We start from the raw sequence: 14,304 nt of genomic DNA on the forward strand, positions 1-14,304 counted from the left end.
GGGCTACAAAAACCAGCGCTACTGAGATTTACGTACGCGCAAGTACCACTCCGACAGCAGGCGCACCTGTTTCTCGGTATAACCCCGCTCGACCATGCGCTCGACGAAATCCTCGTGCTTTTTCTGATCCGATTTCGACGCCTTGGCGTTGAAGGAGATCACCGGCAAAAGTTCCTCGGTATTGGCGAACATCTTGTGCTCGATCACGCCTCTGAGCTTTTCGTAGGACTGCCAGCTCGGGTTCATGCCGTTGTTCTGGGCACGCGCGCGCAGCACGAAGTTGACCACCTCGTGGCGGAAATCCTTCGGGTTGGAGATGCCCGCCGGCTTCTCGATCTTTTCGAGTTCCTCGTTGAGCGACTGGCGGTTCAAGAGCTCACCGGTTTCCGGGTCGCGGTACTCCTGGTCCTGAATCCAGAAGTCGGCGTAGGTCACGTAGCGGTCGAAAATGTTCTGGCCGTACTCGCTGTAGGACTCCAGATACGCGGTCTGAATCTCCTTGCCGATGAACTCGACGTAGCGCGGCGCCAAAAACTCCTTGATGAACCCGATATAGCGCTCGAACACTTCGGCGGGCAGCTGTTCGCGCTCCAGCGCCTGCTCCAGCACGTACAGAAGATGCACCGGGTTGGCGGCGACCTCGGTGCTGTCGAAGTTGAACACTTTCGACAGGATCTTGAAGGCAAAGCGGGTCGAAAGCCCCTGCATGCCCTCATCCACCCCGGCGGCGTCGCGATACTCCTGGATCGACTTCGCCCGCGGGTCGGTGTCCTTCAGGTTTTCGCCGTCGTAGACGCGCATCTTGGAGTAGACGCTGGAGTTCTCCGGCACCTTGAGCCTTGAAAGCGTGGTGAACTGCGCCAGCATGCGCAGCGTGTCCGGCGCGCAGGGTGCCTGGTTGAGCGAGGACTCCTCGAGAAGCTTTTGGTAGATGCTGATCTCTTCGGAAACGCGCAGGCAGTACGGCACCTTGACGATGTAGACGCGGTCGAGAAATGCCTCGTTGTTACGGTTGTTGCGAAACGCCTGCCACTCGGACTCGTTGGAGTGGGCGAGAATCACACCGTCGAAGGGGATCGCGCCCATACCTTCGGTGGGGTTGTAGTTGCCCTCTTGGGTCGCGGTCAAAAGCGGGTGGAGCACCTTGATCGGCGCCTTGAACATCTCGACGAACTCCATCAATCCCTGGTTGGCGCGGCAAAGCCCGCCGGAAAAGCTGTAGGCGTCTGGATCGTCCTGGGAGAAGAGCTCGAGTTTGCGAATATCGACCTTGCCCACCAGCGAGGAGATATCCTGGTTGTTCTCGTCACCCGGCTCGGTCTTGGAGATCGCGATTTGATTGAGCCGCGAGGGATACAGGCGCACCACGCGAAACTGCGAGATATCGCCACCGTTCTCCTTTAACCGCTTGGCCGCCCAGGGCGACATCACGCTTTTTAGATAGCGCCTGGGAATACCGTACTCCTGCTCCAGAAGCTCGCCATCCTCTTCCGGCGAGAAAAGCCCCAGCGGGGACTCCTGCACCGGCGAATCCTTGATCGCGTAAAAGGGAATGCGCTCCATCAAGAGCTTCAAGCGCTCGGCAAGCGACGACTTACCGCCGCCGACCGGACCCAGCAGGTAGAGGATCTGCTTGCGCTCTTCAAGGCCTTGGGCGGCGTGGCGAAAGTAAGCCACGATCTGCTCGATGGCATCTTCCATACCGTGAAATTCAGCAAACGCCGGGTAGCGGCGGATCACCTTGTTGGAAAAAATGCGTGAAAGGCGCGGGTCTTTGGCGGTATCGATTACCTCCGGCTCGCCGATCGCCTCGAGCATACGCTCGGAGGCGCTGGCGTAGACCTTCGGATCGCGTTTACAAAGGGCGAGATACTCCTCGAGGGTCAACTCTTCCTGCTGAATACGGGCGAACCGGTCTTGAACGTGATCAAAGATGCTCATTGAACTCTCCTGTGGCCCAGCCTCAGGTATACCGCTCAACCACCCTGTCAGTGCGGTGTACCAAACGAGGTATCGCTCTATTAGCGTAGACAGCATTAATCGAAAAAGAGTGATAAAAACTTCAACGCTAGAATGAATTTCGGGTTGAAAACAGGATGTTTCGCCTACCGCTTTAACGCGGTACTGGAACCCGGGGGGCGGCTCATGTTCGAATGGGAAGCACTAACTCAGGTCACGCCGAAAGGCGCCTACCTGACCGTTGATACGCTTGCTTTCTATGCCTGCTTTTACAACACTGGCTGTTCCAACATTTGCTTTTCTGACGCTTGCTTTTACAGCACTTGCTTTTACAAAACCCGGAGATATGAACGTATGCCGATTCGTCGCGCGCTGATTACCGCTTTACTTCCCCTGCTGGCGGCCACCGCCGCTTCAACGGTTCAGGCCCAGCAGAGCGCCCCGAACGTCGATACCCAGCGCTTTCAGGATTGGGAAGTGCGCTGCCCCGCCGGCAATACCGGCCAGCAGAGCTGCACCATGAACCAGATCGTCAACAATCCGGACAGCAACGAGCCGCTGATGCGCGCCATGGTGGGCTACCCACCCCAGGCCCAAGGCATGGCGGTGATGGCCTTCGTCATGCCGCTGGGCGTTAACCTGGCGCCGGGCATGCAGCTGCAGGTCGACAGCAACGAGCCGGTCGGATTTCCCTACCAGTTCTGCCAAGAGCAGGGCTGCCGGGCGGATCTGCCGCTGGAAGCAAGCCTTCTGCAGCAGCTTCGCGGCGGCTCTACCGCGACCGTCAGCGCCATCGCGCCGGACGGCCAGCGTCTGGATCTGAACCTGTCGCTCATGGGCTTTACCAGCGCGAGCCAGCAAATCTCGCCCTGATCCCGCCTTCCCCGCACCGCACGCCGCACTTTCATGTGCGGCGCGCGCGTTTCTAGCGTGCGCTCATTGCCTCGCTGACATCGGCCAGAAGCTGGTCCAGAAGCTCGACGGTGGTGTTCCAGGCGCATACGAAGCGCGCCCCGCCGGCGCCGATGAAGGTATAGAACGTCCAGCCGCGGGCTCTTAACGTCTCGACCACGTGGGCAGGAAGCTCGACGAACACGCTGTTGGCTTGGGTGGGAAACATCAGCGATACATCGGGAAGCTGCTGCAAGCCCTCACTGAGATAGCGCGCCATGGCGTTGGCGTGCTGGGCATTGGTCAGCCAGGCGCCACTTTCCAAAAGCCCAAGCCAGGGGGCGGAGACGTAGCGCATCTTGGAGGCGAGCTGGCCGGCCTGCTTGCAGCGATAGGAGAAGTCCTCGGCGAGCTCGCGGTTGAAGAACAAAATCGCCTCGCCAAAGGCCAGCCCGTTTTTGGTGCCGGAAAAGCAGAGCGCGTCCACGCCCACCTGCCAGGTCAGCTCCGCCGGGCTTGCGCCCAGGCTTGCGCACGCATTGGCGAAGCGCGCGCCGTCCATGTGCAGGCGAAGGTCATGCTTGTCCGCCACCGCGCGAATGGCCAAAAGCTCCTCGCGCGAATACACCGTGCCCACTTCGGTGGCCTGGGTGAGCGAGACGACTTTAGGCTTGGGGTAGTGGATATCGGAGCGCTTGGTGACCAGCGCCTCGATGCCGTCCGGGGTGAGCTTGCCGTTGGCGCCGGGCGAGGTCAAAAGCTTGGCGCCGTTGGAGAAGAACTCCGGGCCGCCGCACTCGTCGGTTTCGATATGGGCGAGCTCGTGGCAGATCACGCTGTGGTAGCTGCGCCCCATGGCCGAAAGCGCCAGCGAGTTGGCGGCGGTACCGTTGAACACGAAAAACACGTCGCAGTCGAAATCGAACATTTCGCGAAATCGATCCGCCGCGCGCGCGGTCCAGGTATCGTTGCCGTAGGCCAGATCATCGCTATCGTTGGCCTTCATCAGGTACTGCATCGCTTCCGGGCAGATACCCGAGGTGTTGTCGCTGGCGAGAAACCGGGGGGTGCACTCCGAAGGCATGTTGGATGGGTCCTTGTGGCTGACGAGCGCGGGCGAGCTGGGTGCCACTCACCGGACGCTGCGGTACGAAAACGCCCGCGGCGAGCGGTACGCGCGCCGCGGGCAAGAGGGTCTCAGTCTAGCGCTAATCCAATGAAAGCGTCATACGGACTCTAAACGCCGCCTAGAGCGTCGCCGCCAAGCGCATGCCCTGATCGATCGCCCGCTTGGCGTCGAGCTCGGAAGCTTCATCGGCGCCGCCGATCACGTATACCTCGCTCCCGGCTTGTTCAAGCGGTGTGACGAGATCGCGCACCGACTCCTGCCCGGCGCAAACCACGATGCTGTCCACCTTCAGTACCTGCTCTTCGCCGTTTTGGCGAATGTGCAGCCCCTCGTCGTCTATGCGCAGATATTCGCAGCCAACGAGGGTTTTCACTCCGCGCGCCTTGAGCGCGGCGCGGTGCACCCAGCCGGTGGTCTTGCCAAGGCCCTTGCCGGGCTTCGAGCTTTTACGCTGAAGCATGGTGATGCGCCGGGCCGGTACCGGCGGGTTGGGTGCCGTGAGGCCGCCACGCTCGCTGACCTTCAAATCCACGCCCCACTCCTGGCACCAGGCGTCTACATCGAGCGCCGGATGCCCCACGTGGGACAAAAGCTCGGAGACGTCGAAGCCGATGCCGCCAGCGCCGATCACCGCCACCTCGGGCCCGACACGGTCCGGCTGTTCGATCGCATCGGCGTAGCTAAGCACGCTCGGGTGATCCGCGCCGGGAAGATCGAGCGCGCGCGGCGTCACTCCGGTGGCGATCACCACCGCGTCGAAATCGGCAAGCGCCTCGGCGGTGGCTTCCACGTTCAGGCATACCTTTACGGCGTATTTATCCAGCATGACGTGGAAGTAGCGTAGCGTTTCGTCGAACTCCTCCTTGCCGGGAATCTTGCGCGCGTAATTGAACTGCCCGCCAAGCTCGCCCTGGCGCTCGAACAGCGTCACCGCGTGGCCGCGGCCGGCCGCCGCCACCGCCGTGGCGAGCCCCGCCGGGCCGCCGCCGACCACCGCTACCCGCTTGGAGGTTTCAGCGGGCGCAAGGCTGAACTCGGTTTCGTGGCACGCCCGCGGGTTGACCAGACACGATGTCAGCTTACCGGCGAAGGTGTGATCCAGACACGCCTGGTTGCAGGCGATGCAGGTATTGATCTCATCGCTCTGGCCCTGGGCGGCCTTTTGCACCCAGGCCGGGTCGGCGAGAAACGGGCGCGCCATCGAGACCATGTCGGCGTGACCCTCGGCCAGCACGCGCTCGGCCACCTCCGGCATGTTGATGCGGTTGGTGGTGATCAGCGGAATCGACAGCGCCGAGCGAATCCGCTGGGTCACTTCGGTGAACGCCGCGCGCGGCACGCTGGTGACGATGGTCGGCACCCGCGCCTCGTGCCAGCCGATGCCGGTGTTGATCACGTTGGCTCCCGCCGCCTCGATCGCCTGGCCAAGCGCCACGACCTCCTCCCAGCTGCTGCCCTCTTCGACCAGATCGATCATCGAGAGGCGAAAGATGAGCAGAAAGCGCTCGCCCACCGCTTCGCGAATGCGCTTCACGATCTCCACTGGAAAGCGGATGCGCGCCTGAAAATCCCCGCCCCACTCGTCATCGCGCTGGTTGGTGCGCCGGCAGATGAACTGATTGATCAGATACCCTTCCGAGCCCATCACCTCGACGCCGTCGTAGCCCGCCTTTTGGGCGAGCAGCGCGCAGCGCACGTAGTCGTCGATCTGCTGCTCGACCTCGTGGGTATCCAGCGCTCTTGGAGCGTGCGGGTTGATCGGCGCCTGCAGCGCCGAGGGCGCGACCAATTTCGGCGAGTAGGCGTAGCGCCCGGCGTGCAGAATTTGCATGCAAAGATGCCCGCCCTCGGCGTGCACGGCGTCCACGACCTGGCGGTGCTCGGAAAGCTCTGACTCATCGACCAACGCGCTTGCGCCTTCGAACACCGCGCCTTCCGGGTTGGGGGCGATGCCGCCGGTGACGATCAAACTCACGCCCAGGCGAGCGCGCTCGGCGTAAAACGCCGCCAACCGGGCGAAGCCGCCACGGGTCTCCTCGAGATTGGTGTGCATCGAGCCCATCAGCACGCGGTTGGGGAGCGTCAGATGGCCAAGCATTATGGGCGTGAACAGGTGCGGATAGGCGAGCGGCTTTGTCATCACGGTCTCTCGGCGTTGTTGAAGTCGTTATTAAAATCGTAGCTGGAATCGTTATTGAAATCGTAGCTGGAACCGTTGTTCAAACAGTATCGAGCGCTTTTACGGCGCGTTCTAAACAATATTCAAACAAGCGTATGACATTGGCCAGCCGGCGTACAGCGTCGGCGCCCTGTGGCGGCGCAAGGGTTTTGGTTTTGCCCCCTTGCCCACGCGCCAAAAGCGCGTCACATTAACCGGCTAACGAACAAGGAACCCGCTATGCCGTTGATTTACTTCCTCGCTCCGCTGGCCACGGTGATGATCTGGTCGGGCAACATGACCATCAACCAGCTCACCGTCGGTACCATCGCGCCGAGCAGCATCGCCTTTTTGCGCTGGTTTCTCGCTTTGCTGGTCATGACGCCGCTGGTGCTGCCGGCCACGCTCAAGCATCTTCCGGAGATTCGCCGCAACTGGCCAAAGCTTGCCACGCTAGGGCTACTCGGCATGGGGCTTTGGCAGGGTCTTGGGTACGTGGCGGCGGAAACCACTACCGCCACCAACATGGGAATTCTCGCCGCCATGGTGCCGCTTTTGACGGTGCTTTTGAGCGCGCTGATTCTGCGCGAGCCGCCCACGCTTGGCGGGGTGATCGGCGGGCTGTTGGCGTTTGTCGGCGTGAGCATTCTGCTCGGCCAAGGCAACCCGCTGTCGCTTTTGAAGCTCGAGGTCGCCTTTGGCGATGCGCTGATGGTGATCGCCGCGATCTGTTACGCCCTTTACGGGGTGATGCTCAAGCGCTGGCAGATGAACCTGCCGCCTTGGGTGATGCTTTACGCCCAGGTCTGCTTTGCGGTGCTGTTTTTGCTGCCGCCCTATCTTCTGGGGCCGATGACGCCGATCGACGGCCAGAACGTCTGGCTGATTCTCTACGCCGGCATTCCCGCCTCGATCATCACCACCTTTTTGTGGATGCGCGCGGTACGCCAGATCGGCGCCAACCAGGCGAGCATCTTCATCAATTTGATGCTGCTTTTTAGCGCGCTGATCGCCATGGCGTTTTTGGACGAGCGGATTGCAAGCTTTCATCTCTACGGCGGCCTGCTGATTCTGGCCGGCGTGATCATGGCGCAGACGTTCACCCGCCCGCTGGTCGGCATGGCCGGCAAAAAAGCCCGCAGCGCGCAGCAGTGATACACTAGTCACACTCTTTTTCACGTCTTTCTCAACGGTGGGTACCCACGACTATGTCCCTTGAAGAGCTGCATCTCAATCTTCGCAACCTGACGAGCGACGACTACGACCAGCTGAAAACGCTGATGGACGCGGTTTATCACGACATCGGCGGCGCCTGGCCCAAGCACACCATCGACAAACTGATCCAGGCCTTCCCCGACGGCCAGATCGCCATCGAGGACGACGGCGTGCTGGTGGGCGTGGCGCTCACCGTTCAGGTGGATTACGACGAGTTCTCCAACCCTCACCGCTACGACGATTTGATCGGCCACCGCGAAGTCATCCTCAATGACGAAGAGGGTGACGCGATGTACGGCCTCGACGTGCTGATTCACCCGGATTATCGCGGCTACCGGCTGGGCCGGCGCCTTTACGAGGCGCGCAAGGAGCTCTGCCGCTCGCACAACCTGCGCGCGATTCTCGCCGGCGGGCGCATTCCGGAGTATCACCAGTACGCCGACGAGCTGACACCGGCCCAGTACATCGACAAGGTCTCGCGCAAGGAGATCTACGATCCGATCTTATCGTTCCAACTGGCCAACGACTTCCAGGTCAAGCGGCTGTTGCGCAAGTACCTGCCGGAGGACGCCCAGTCCCGCGGCTACGCCACACTCCTGGAGTGGAACAACATTTTGTTCGAGCCCGCCGACAGCGTGCTCGATACCCGTCCCACTCAGGTACGCGTCGGCGCGGTGCAGTGGCAAATGCGTGAATTCTCCTCGGTGGAGGCCGCGCTTCAGCAGATCGAGTACTTCGTCGATGCGCTGTCGGATTACCAAAGCGACTTCGCCGTGTTCCCGGAGCTTTTCAACGCGCCGCTGATGGGCCTACAGGACCGTGCCGCCCAGCAGGACCAGATGGCCGCGGTGCGTTTTCTCGCCGGCTTTACCGAGCGCTTCAAAAGCGAGTTGTCGCGCATGGCGGTCTCCTACAACATCAACATCGTTGGCGGGTCGATGATCGAGGCGGGTGCAGACGACCGCCTCTACAACGTGGCGTACCTCTTTCACCGCGACGGCGAGATCGAAAAGCAGGCGAAGCTGCACATCACCCCTCAGGAACGCCGCGACTGGGTAATCGAAGGCGGCGATGATCTGCAGGTGTTCGACACCGACGCCGGCCGCGTGGGCATTTTGATCTGCTACGACGTCGAGTTCCCGGAGCTTGGCCGGCTGCTCGCCGATCAGGACATGGACATTCTGTTCGTGCCCTTCTGGACCGATACCAAGAACGGCTACCTGCGCGTGCGTCACTGCGGCCAGGCCCGGGCGATCGAAAACGAGTGCTACGTGGTGCTATGCGGGAGTGTGGGCAACTTGCCGTCGATCGAGAACCTCGACATCCAGTACGCCCAGTCGGCGGTATTCACGCCCTCGGACTTCGCCTTCCCCCACGACGCGGTACTGGCGGAAACCACGCCCAACACCGAGATGATCTTCTTCTCGGATCTCGACCTGACGCGGCTCACGGTGGTGCGCGCCGAAGGCTCGGTGACCAACCTAAAAGATCGCCGCAAGGATCTGTTCGACCTGCGCTGGCGCGACTGGTCCTGGAAGTCCGGGGCGAATCTGGACGATTGAAGTAAAACAGGTCATAACGCCGCTCCGGCCAACCCCGGCAGCGCTATTGTAGGAGCCCAATTCATTGGGCGATGGCGGCGTTAGCCGCCCCCAGGTGATAGCGGCCCGTTATGAGGCCATCCCGCCTAACACACCGGCAGCGCTGCGCGCTGCATCGCTGGCTGACGCCTGCTCCTACGGGGTGTCCGGCCATACCAGATGGCGCGGCACCCGGCCCTTGTCGTCGAAAGCAACCCCTTCGGCGCGCAGCTTTTCGTGCTGGCGGGCCGCGCCGCCGTGGTCGGCCAGCGCAAGGCTTGCCGAGATCACCCGGTGCCAAGGCAGCTCGTGGCCCTCGGGCAGATGCCGCATGGCGGAGCCGACCGAGCGCGCCGTGGCGCCTTCGGTCATCGCCGCGATACGCCCGTAGGTGGTCACCCGCCCTTCGGGAATCTGGGCCACGATGGTGTAGATCTGCTCCAGAATCACCGAGCGCATGAAGTAACCTCTTGGAGAGACATCAAGGAACGGCCGCCTCAAAGCCGATGGTTTCGGCACTAAAAGATGGCGTTGACCCCGCCAAAACGGGCGGGGTCAGCGAGCGCTAGCGCGCTAGTCGCGATCCGGCCAAGCGTTGGGGTCGACCTTGTGCGCGAGCTTCGGGAAGTCGCGAGGTCTGAACACCGGCTCCACCCCTGCCTTGAGCTGGGTTTCGTAATCGCGAAACAGCGCAAAGGCGATGGGCGAAAGCATCAAAATCGCGATCAGGTTGATGATCGCCATGGTGCCCATGGACAGGTTAGCGAAGTTCCAGATAGCCTCGAGACTCGCTCTCGCACCAATCATGATCATGCTAAGCACGGCGATACGATACACAAACACAGCTATGGTAGCGCGCCCCTTGGCGAGGTATTCGATATTGGACTCACCATAGGAATAATTGGCAATGATCGAGGTAAAGGCAAAGAGCAAAATACTCACGGCCACAAACATGCCGCCCCAATCGCCTACGTGGATTGAAAGCGCCATTTGAGTGAGCTGAATACCCTTGTTTTCATCGCCAGCTAAAAGCTCGGGGCCAGCCATGATGATGATCGCCGCCGTCGCGGTACAAATGACCAACGTATCTAAAAACACGCCGAGCATTTGAATGAATCCTTGGGCAGCCGGATGATCAGGCCGAGTGCTGGCGGTAGCCGCGGCGTTCGGCGCCGAGCCCATACCCGCCTCGTTGGAAAACAGTCCCCGCTGAATACCATTCATGATCGTTTGCGAGATCGCATAGCCAACCACCCCGCCCGCGGCCTGATTCAGGCCAAATGCGCTTTGCAAGATCGTCATCAACGCAGCAGGAAAATCCGCTATGTTGAGACCAACTACCACTAGTGCCAGTATCAGGTATAACAGCGCCATCAACGGGACAACGAGCTCGGCCACCTTGGCAATCGATTTTAAACCACCAAAAATAATCGGTGAGACCACTACCACTAGCACAACGCCCATCACCCAAGTGGGAACATCGAAGGCCTGCTCCATTGCTTGGGCAATGGCATTTGACTGAACGCTATTGAAGGCCAAACCAAAGGCGATGATCAGACAGACTGAGAAGAGCACCGCCATCCAGCGAAGGCCAAGACCTCGCTCGATATATCGGGCCGGCCCGCCTCTAAAAGTGTTATCACCATGATCGGTCTTGTAAGCCTGGGCGAGCGTAGATTCAATAAAGCTGGTTGACATGCCGACGACGGCCGTCATCCACATCCAGAAGACAGCACCCGGGCCACCGTAGTAGATCGCGACCGCAACACCTGCCAGATTGCCGGTTCCTACTCGGGCTGCAAGGCTTGTCGAGAGTGCCTGGAAAGAGGAAACACCACCGTCAGCATGACGTGAGTTTTTAAGCAACTTGAACATGTGGCCAAAGTAGCGCGCCTGAATGCCACCAGTTCGTAACGTAAAATAAAGACCGGCGCCAAGTAGCAAATATATGAGCACATAGTCCCATAACAGCCCGTTGCCGAGCTCAACCGCCGAGTTCCAAAGCGGCGCAAAAGAGAAATCCATACAGGCACCTTTAATAACGTTTAAGCCGGGCCATTCTTCATGGCCAAGTGAAAATGGCAAGCAAATTCATTATTTCTTTAGTCTCACTGCTTGAATCGTTAAAGCGTGAGACGGCTATTCCCAGCATCGTATTAGGCCTTAACCCAAGGCTCGCATGACAAAGACATCACGCGCTTCGGTTTCTCTACCCAGTGATCGAACAAGACGTAAGCCGCCATTGAACGCCTTAAGACGAACAAAAAGCGATCCATGCAGATGCTCATCGTGGATAACAGGAAGGACTGGGCTATCGTTGAAGCGCAACTTGATGAGCGCCATCTTCAACCCACCGGCCGGCTAGCGTATGCTGACGCTCTTTGAAACGGCCGGTGATCAACGGGATGTCACGCACGCTTTTAAAGGGCCTGGGCCTGGTCGCCCTGCTTGTTACGCTCGCCTTCGGCTGGCGCTGGCTTCAGCACTCCGGGTACATGAGCGCCCAAGGGCTCAACGATGCCATCGAGTACGTCAGCCGTTGGCGCGACGCGCCCTGGATGTTCGCCGCGGTGCTGGTGGTGTACAACGCAACGCTTCTGGTGATGTTTCCGCTAACGCTTTTGGTGGTGGCGACCGGGCTTTTGTTCGGCCCGGCCTGGGGGCTTTTCTACGCCACGATCGGCACGCTGAGCTTTTCGGTACTCTCCTACTGGATCGGTCACTGGCTGGGGCGCGACGCGCTGATGGACTACGGCGGGCGCCACCTGCGGGGGCTGTCGGGCTACCTCTCCAAACGTGGCATTCGCACCATGATCGTGATCAACGTGCTGCCGCTGGCGCCGTTTCCTCTCACCAACATGCTGGCCGGCGCCTTTCACCTGCGCTTTCGCGACTACATGATCGGCTCGACGATCGGCATCGTGCCGGGACTGGCCGCGGTGATTCTGCTGGGCAGCCAGCTCGGCGCGCTTTTGACCGCCGCCAGCAAGCGTGAAGTCGCCTTTGCGCTCGGCGGGCTGGCGCTGGGGGCGGTGCTTCTTTACGCCCTGAAACGCTACGCCGATGCGCGGGCGGCGCGGCGCAAGGCTCAGCGTGCAGCACAAGACGAACCAACGCGTGAGGATCAGCGCGACGACGTGTGATGCTGGGCCAGGGTTTGGGCGTAGAAGTGGGTGATTGCGTCGGCGAAGCGCTCGACGTCGTAGTCCTTGGCAAAGGCCCTGGCCTGATCGCCGAGAGTGCGGCGTAGCGCGGCGTCCTCACAAAGCTCGAGCACCCGTTCCCCCCACACCCGCAGATTTTGCGGCGTCTTAAAGCCGTTGTAGCCGTCGCGCACCACGTCGTCGATGCCGCTGGAGCGCACCGCCACCACCGGCAGCCCCGCCGCCATCGCCTCCAGAATCACCATGCCTTGGGTTTCCGAGGTCGAGGCGAATACGAACAGATCGCCCAGGTGGTAGTAGCTCGCCATCGCCTCCGGCGCGACGGCGCCCGTGAGCGTCACCCGATCCGACAGCCCAAGCTCGTCGATGCGCGCCTGCAGGCTCTCCCGGTCCGGCCCGTCGCCAATCAGCAAAAGTCGTAGGCGCTCGCCGCCCTGGCCTTGAAGCTGCGCCAGCGCGTCGAGCATGAAGCCGATGTTCTTCTCACGGCTCACCCGCGAGACGCTGATCAACACCCGCTCGTTTTCGTCGATCTTCCAGCGCTTTTTGAGCGCCTCGACCTCACCGTCGTTCGCTTTCGCGTAGCGGCGGGTGTCAATCCCCGTGGGCTGCACCAGCGTCGGCGTTTTCACACCGATCATGCGCAGGTACTCCTCCGCCGAGTAGGTCGGCACGATCACGCCATCGCAGCGGTTGGAGAAGCGCTTGATCAGGTAGTGCGAAATCAGATTGCGAAACAGCGCCCCAGGCAGCGGCACGAAGTGGGCGTAGTGTTCGAGCCGGGTGTGGTAGGTGTAGATCACCGGCACGTTCAAACGCCGCCCCATCCAGAGCCCCATCGATCCCAGCCAGAACGGGTGGTGGACGTGGATAATGTCCGGGCGAAACGCGCGAAGGCGCTGACGAAAGCGGCGGTTGAAGGGGTTGGTGAGGCGAAATTCACGCTTTTCGCCGAAGGCAATGAGCGTGGGCAGGCGCTCCACGCCGTCGTCGTCCTGGCGCTGCTCGGCGTAGCGCGGCACCAGCAGCGTGACGCGATGGCCAAGCGCTGCCAGGCTTTTGCGCAGCCGCTCAACGGAGATCGAAACGCCGGAAACGAACGGAAAGTAGTTGTTCGACACCATCGCCACGCGCAGGGGCTTGCCAAGATACGGGGTCGGGTCGAGATCGAAGTTCGGATAGTAGTCGCGCTCTTCGAAAATCAGCCGGTAAAGGCGCATCGCCAGAAGCGTCAACAGCCCCACGATCAACAGAAAGCGCGGGTAGCTGACATAGAAAAACGCATAGAGGGTCGAGGCGATACTGCCCAGCAGCCGCCACCAGCCGGGCTGGTCGACGTTCAGGCGAACCGGCGTGATCTGGACGCCGTCCCTGCCCACCTCGACCACCACGTAGTGGTGAAAGCTGCCCTGAATATCCATCAAAATACCGCCGGCGCCGCCGGTGGTGACGTAATCCACGCCGTCCAGCGTCTGGTGCGAGTAGAGCGACAGGTTGGCCGAAAACACTGCGTCCACCCGGTAGCGCTCGGCAAGCGATTGAATGCCTTCACTCAGACGCGGGTCGTTCAAGTAGTTATCGGCCTCGAACAGCGGCGCTTCGCTGATCACGTTGTGAAGCGGCAGCCCAACGAAGACGAAGCGGTGCGCGGCGGTCGAGGCGGAAAGCTCGCGCTCGAGCCAGTCGAGCTGCCAGGAGGTCGAGGATTTGCCCGTCCCGTCGAGGAAAATGAAGTGGCTGTCACCGGCCACGAAGGCGTAGAAGTGCGGGCCGAAATACTCGTAGAACAGGTAGCTTCCGAAGTCGCTGTCTTCATTGTCGCCGTAGGTGAGTACGAAAGGCATCGTAAGCTTAGAGAGGCTTTCGTAAATCGCCCGGTAGCTCTCCTGCTGGCCGCTCGCCACGGCGTTGCCCGCCGAGACCATGAAGTCGAGCCCGCTTTCGTTGAGACTTGGCACGATCGTCTTGCCAAACACGTTCACCGAGTTATTGATGTTGCCCACCACCGCGAAACGGTAGTGATCGCGCCCGGTCAGCGCCGTGCGGATCTTCGATACCTCCAGCGTGTGAAGTGATTCGAACTCCGGCTCGCCGGCGTAGAGCCACACCTGGTGGATCACCAACCCCGCGACCAGCGCCAGGTTGAGCGTAAAGGCAAGGCGCAGCCAGCGCTTGCGAGACAGACGAAGAAAACGTGGGACCATGGCG

Annotated in this window: 10 protein-coding genes; 4 read left to right on the plus strand and 6 right to left on the minus strand. The window is 60.9% G+C overall.

Translation table 11 applies throughout. The features are described from left to right. Window positions 1-18 precede the first annotated feature (18 nt). Window positions 19-1,941 (minus strand): PrkA family serine protein kinase, encoded by a 1,923-nt coding sequence (locus ACGLWX_RS03615; RefSeq protein WP_252107230.1) that lies wholly within the window; start codon window positions 1,939-1,941, stop codon window positions 19-21. Window positions 1,942-2,313: 372 nt separating this feature from the next. Here ACGLWX_RS03615 and ACGLWX_RS03620 point away from each other — a divergent pair, with 372 nt between their 5' ends. After that, a complete protein-coding gene (locus ACGLWX_RS03620) occupies window positions 2,314-2,832 on the plus strand; it encodes an invasion associated locus B family protein (RefSeq protein ID WP_252107229.1) in 519 nt (172 codons plus the stop codon). A gap of 52 nt (window positions 2,833-2,884) precedes the next feature. On the opposite strand, the gene ACGLWX_RS03625 is transcribed toward ACGLWX_RS03620, so the two are convergent. Together ACGLWX_RS03625 and ACGLWX_RS03630 are read right to left on the minus strand one after the other, a co-directional pair. Further along, entirely contained in the window at window positions 2,885-3,934 is a 1,050-nt protein-coding gene (locus tag ACGLWX_RS03625) for a low specificity L-threonine aldolase (protein ID WP_252107228.1), read from the minus strand. Between the two features lie 163 nt (window positions 3,935-4,097). Further along, window positions 4,098-6,119: an FAD-dependent oxidoreductase gene (locus tag ACGLWX_RS03630; protein ID WP_396237396.1), complete on the minus strand. Its 2,022-nt coding sequence runs from the start codon at window positions 6,117-6,119 to the stop codon at window positions 4,098-4,100. 258 nt (window positions 6,120-6,377) lie between these two features. Between ACGLWX_RS03630 and ACGLWX_RS03635 the strand changes: the two genes are divergently transcribed. Then, window positions 6,378-7,292, plus strand: a complete 915-nt coding sequence (locus tag ACGLWX_RS03635; protein ID WP_396237398.1) for a DMT family transporter — start codon at window positions 6,378-6,380, stop codon at window positions 7,290-7,292. 53 nt (window positions 7,293-7,345) lie between these two features. Next, the gene (locus tag ACGLWX_RS03640; protein WP_252107225.1) at window positions 7,346-8,914 is read left to right on the plus strand and encodes a bifunctional GNAT family N-acetyltransferase/carbon-nitrogen hydrolase family protein; all 1,569 of its coding nucleotides are present in this window, start codon (window positions 7,346-7,348) and stop codon (window positions 8,912-8,914) included. Window positions 8,915-9,088: 174 nt separating this feature from the next. Here ACGLWX_RS03640 and ACGLWX_RS03645 read toward each other — a convergent pair whose 3' ends face one another. Continuing rightward, window positions 9,089-9,391, minus strand: coding sequence for an MGMT family protein (locus ACGLWX_RS03645; RefSeq protein ID WP_252107224.1), 303 nt, complete (start codon window positions 9,389-9,391; stop codon window positions 9,089-9,091). A 114-nt stretch (window positions 9,392-9,505) separates the two neighbouring features. Next, window positions 9,506-10,957, minus strand: coding sequence for an alanine/glycine:cation symporter family protein (locus tag ACGLWX_RS03650; RefSeq protein ID WP_396237400.1), 1,452 nt, complete (start codon window positions 10,955-10,957; stop codon window positions 9,506-9,508). Window positions 10,958-11,337: 380 nt separating this feature from the next. Here ACGLWX_RS03650 and ACGLWX_RS03655 point away from each other — a divergent pair, with 380 nt between their 5' ends. Then, window positions 11,338-12,075, plus strand: a complete 738-nt coding sequence (locus ACGLWX_RS03655) for a TVP38/TMEM64 family protein (RefSeq protein ID WP_396237402.1) — start codon at window positions 11,338-11,340, stop codon at window positions 12,073-12,075. On the opposite strand, the gene ACGLWX_RS03660 is transcribed toward ACGLWX_RS03655, so the two are convergent. Beyond that, window positions 12,057-14,300 (minus strand): glycosyltransferase, encoded by a 2,244-nt coding sequence (locus tag ACGLWX_RS03660; RefSeq protein WP_396237404.1) that lies wholly within the window; start codon window positions 14,298-14,300, stop codon window positions 12,057-12,059. The genes ACGLWX_RS03655 and ACGLWX_RS03660 overlap by 19 nt on opposite strands. Window positions 14,301-14,304 lie beyond the last annotated feature (4 nt).

Origin of the sequence: Halomonas sp. HMF6819 (genome assembly GCF_044335525.1) — a bacterium.
In the GTDB taxonomy this organism is placed as follows: Bacteria; Pseudomonadota; Gammaproteobacteria; order Pseudomonadales; family Halomonadaceae; genus Vreelandella.